This window comes from Synergistaceae bacterium (assembly GCA_012728235.1).
In the GTDB taxonomy this organism is placed as follows: domain Bacteria; phylum Synergistota; class Synergistia; order Synergistales; family Synergistaceae; genus JAAYFL01.
The window spans coordinates 1-2,936 of sequence record JAAYFL010000111.1 but is presented as its reverse complement, the minus strand read 5'-3'; the positions used below and the strand labels follow the sequence as shown (position 1 = coordinate 2,936).

The window sequence follows — 2,936 nt, the reverse complement described above, 5'->3', positions numbered from 1 at the left end:
GCTTACTAGGGTCTCTAATAGATAAAATATAAAAAATAGTATCCAGTAATACTAAAATTTTTCAATACTTTTTTGGACAATTTTAAAATTAAGTTACTAGTGCTGCTTATATGTCAATTTCTATTGCTACGACTGATTAGGCAGCAGATTGCAATAATTTATTTTGGAGAGCAGTTATATCTACTTTCTTTTAACTTGTTAAAGAGAAGAACTAATGAAAAGGATATGTATATCGACGCCAAAATATTGGATAAAAAAGGCACGGTATTTTTCTTGTAAAAATAATGAGAAAACTACTTAAACGTAGAAATTAAAATTTATTTATGATTTAAATAAATTAAAATATATATGTATTTTTAAAACAAAATAGTAACAAAAGGAGAACAATAAATGAGAGGTTCATTAAGTTTTTTAAATATTTTAGTGCCATATAAAGTCATTACCAATGGAAACGGAACTATTAATGGTTGGATATCGTTATCCTTTATTGCATGTATCGCCATTTTTGCTTTAATACATTTTAGAAAATTTTACAAAAAAACAAATAAAATTATAGACGCTATAAAAGATACCAATAATTACATTTTTACTATTAGTAAAGAACATGATATTTCTGATAATCTCCGCGCCAGAGTTGGGCATCGTCCCCGCCGACCTCATTGGCGCGTTCAGCCTTATTTTCTACACGCCCCCGCAAGGAGCCGTGTTCGAGGCTTTTTGGGTGGGGTGATAGCTATGGAGAAGCTGTTCTTATGAGACCATCAAATGAAATTGAAAGGGCAATCAAACACCTTAATGCAAATGCAGCAGTAGGTGACAAAGTTGGCTGTACCCAAATCGCATCACTAACCGAGAAAGTCTTGGCTGATCTAGGGAGTGGAAATTACGATTTCTCAAAATATGATTCCCTTGTCTTAAAGCAAGGCAAAAAGAACCGGCGCGTCATGCTTTATAAGCTTTTTTCCACAGAAAACATACTGTGCCAGTATATAAAGCAGATATTGGACAGGCGGTTCAAAGTGAAATATCCGAACAGGAACAAGGCAATACATACACTGTTCGACTTCTTGAAAGCCATCAAGCAGATGTCCGAATTTACGGTTATTAAATACGACTTCAAAGATTACTTCAACTCCGTGTCAGCATCCTATGTTTTTGAAAAATATATTCTTAGGCAAATGACCGACCACTTCGAAACAGATCTGATTTCTGCTTTTTCTAGTCAAACAAAATATGCCTATGCAGGACTAAACACGTCAAATCTGTTTTCGGAGATAATCGCTATAAAATTTGACGAGCAAATTCGGGAAAAGTTTTCTCAACACGGACTGCTGTTCTTCGAGCGATATATTGACGATTCCATCATCATACTCAATCAGAATTTGGAGAAAGCTGTTTGCGATGAAATCCTAAATGAAGCACTCCTTGAAATTTACTACGACAAGAGCATTTCTGTCACGCCTCAGTGTAAAACCAAATTCAATCTGGGAAAGTTCAGAATAGTTACACGGCGTTCTCTGACAGCAACTAGTCCATCTTCAGTGGACTTTCTTGGCTATGAGTTCTTTTTCAAGAAGAGCTTAAAAGACAAGACGGAAATTCAATGCGGGATAACCGCAGAGAAGCGCGATAAATACAATGGTCAAGTAGATGAAATAATAGCAGACTACAAGCAGGATTCCAACATGGAACTCTTACGCCATAGAATTGCTGCGTTCTCGTCTCGGATTGTGTATATGAGCAAAAAATTCAGCAGCACTGTATGGAAAGCAAAAGGGGTTATCAACAATTACGGAGAATTACGGTTCCTGATAGATACTGACCTGCTGCATGATGTTACAAAGGATTTTTTGAAAAATATGATAGAGACGGCTTTTGCTCGGAACGACGTCAGCCTGCCATATTTCCTAATCAGGTCTACAACGCAACGCGGATATAATCTTCTGAAAAACATGAAGGTAAACAAAACAATATTGCTGGTGGAGCATATAGGGTACGACAAATTGGGGTTGGAAAAATTATGTTCGCAAATTGGAATTGCTGTTTATGGGAAGAGATACGGAACATTAGTACGCGAGTATTTGATAAAAACAAAGGTGGGATACTAAAACAACGGGGCAAAGTTGCACCTGCCCCATTGTTGGCTCTCCCAGTGGGAGATGCCTGTTCGTAATTCTCATCGCATATCATAAGCACGGGCGATGTGAACCACGCCGATGATGTGTGTGCGGCAAGCCGCACGGCAAGTGAATTGAACTTGCAGGAATATTATAGTAGCTAAGGAGGTAATTTTCAATGACCTTGAGTGGTCTTGAACGCAATAAACTGGATTATATCCTGACTGACCTGTTGCCTGTAGAGCTGTCAGAACGTTTTTCTTTCAGGCCGTTCTATGACTTTCTATTGCAGAAGAATAATCAGGACAAATTGAAGGAAATCACAGAGCAGATGAAAAGAAAATGTGCAGAGAGTGAAAAGAAGATTTTTGATAGCGAATGGGGAACGATGCCGCTAAAATACGACATTCTCAAGGGCAACGATTCCCTGCGACGCATGAGTCTTGTTCAGCCATTCTCCGCATTGAACATATACCTCTTTATGGAGTGTTTTCAAAAGGACATTCTGAACTTCTTTGAGGCGAACAATCGCTTCTCAATTCGATACCACTGCAAAAGCAACGAGCTATACTACAAAATCCGTTCAAGCAAATCAACGCGGTACATACAGAAATTTTCGCGTAAGCTCGGTAAAAGCGTCTTGCAGCAGACTGGGAGTTATTTTAAGATACAGCCCTTTGATTCAGTGAATTCATTTACATCTTCCCCGAATTGGCGTATGAGCAATTACGAGTATAAGTATTTTGCTAGGATGGATTATAAGTCATGTTTCGATAGCATCTATACCCATGTCTACACATGGATAATCGAGCGTAACGT

3 protein-coding genes are annotated in these 2,936 nt (G+C 38.0%); all 3 read left to right on the top strand.

Annotated features, from left to right (window positions below; translation table 11 throughout):
* The first annotated feature begins 390 nt into the window (after positions 1–390).
* Positions 391–756 (top strand): hypothetical protein, encoded by a 366-nt coding sequence (locus tag GXZ13_06800; protein ID NLX75520.1) that lies wholly within the window; start codon positions 391–393, stop codon positions 754–756.
* Positions 753–2,108 carry a hypothetical protein gene (locus tag GXZ13_06795; protein ID NLX75519.1) on the top strand — a complete coding sequence of 452 codons (1,356 nt, stop codon included), beginning with the start codon at positions 753–755 and terminating at the stop codon, positions 2,106–2,108. Before GXZ13_06800 ends, GXZ13_06795 begins: the two co-directional genes overlap by 4 nt.
* Before the next feature lie 187 nt (positions 2,109–2,295).
* The coding region (locus GXZ13_06790) for a hypothetical protein (protein NLX75518.1) at positions 2,296–2,936 on the top strand (641 nt) is incomplete at its 3' end.

Coding starts and splice junctions, on each gene's coding strand:
- GXZ13_06800 (NLX75520.1), top strand. CDS start 391: ATGAGAGGTTCATTAAGTTTTTTAAATATTTTAGTGCCATATAAAGTC.
- GXZ13_06795 (NLX75519.1), top strand. CDS start 753: ATGAGACCATCAAATGAAATTGAAAGGGCAATCAAACACCTTAATGCA.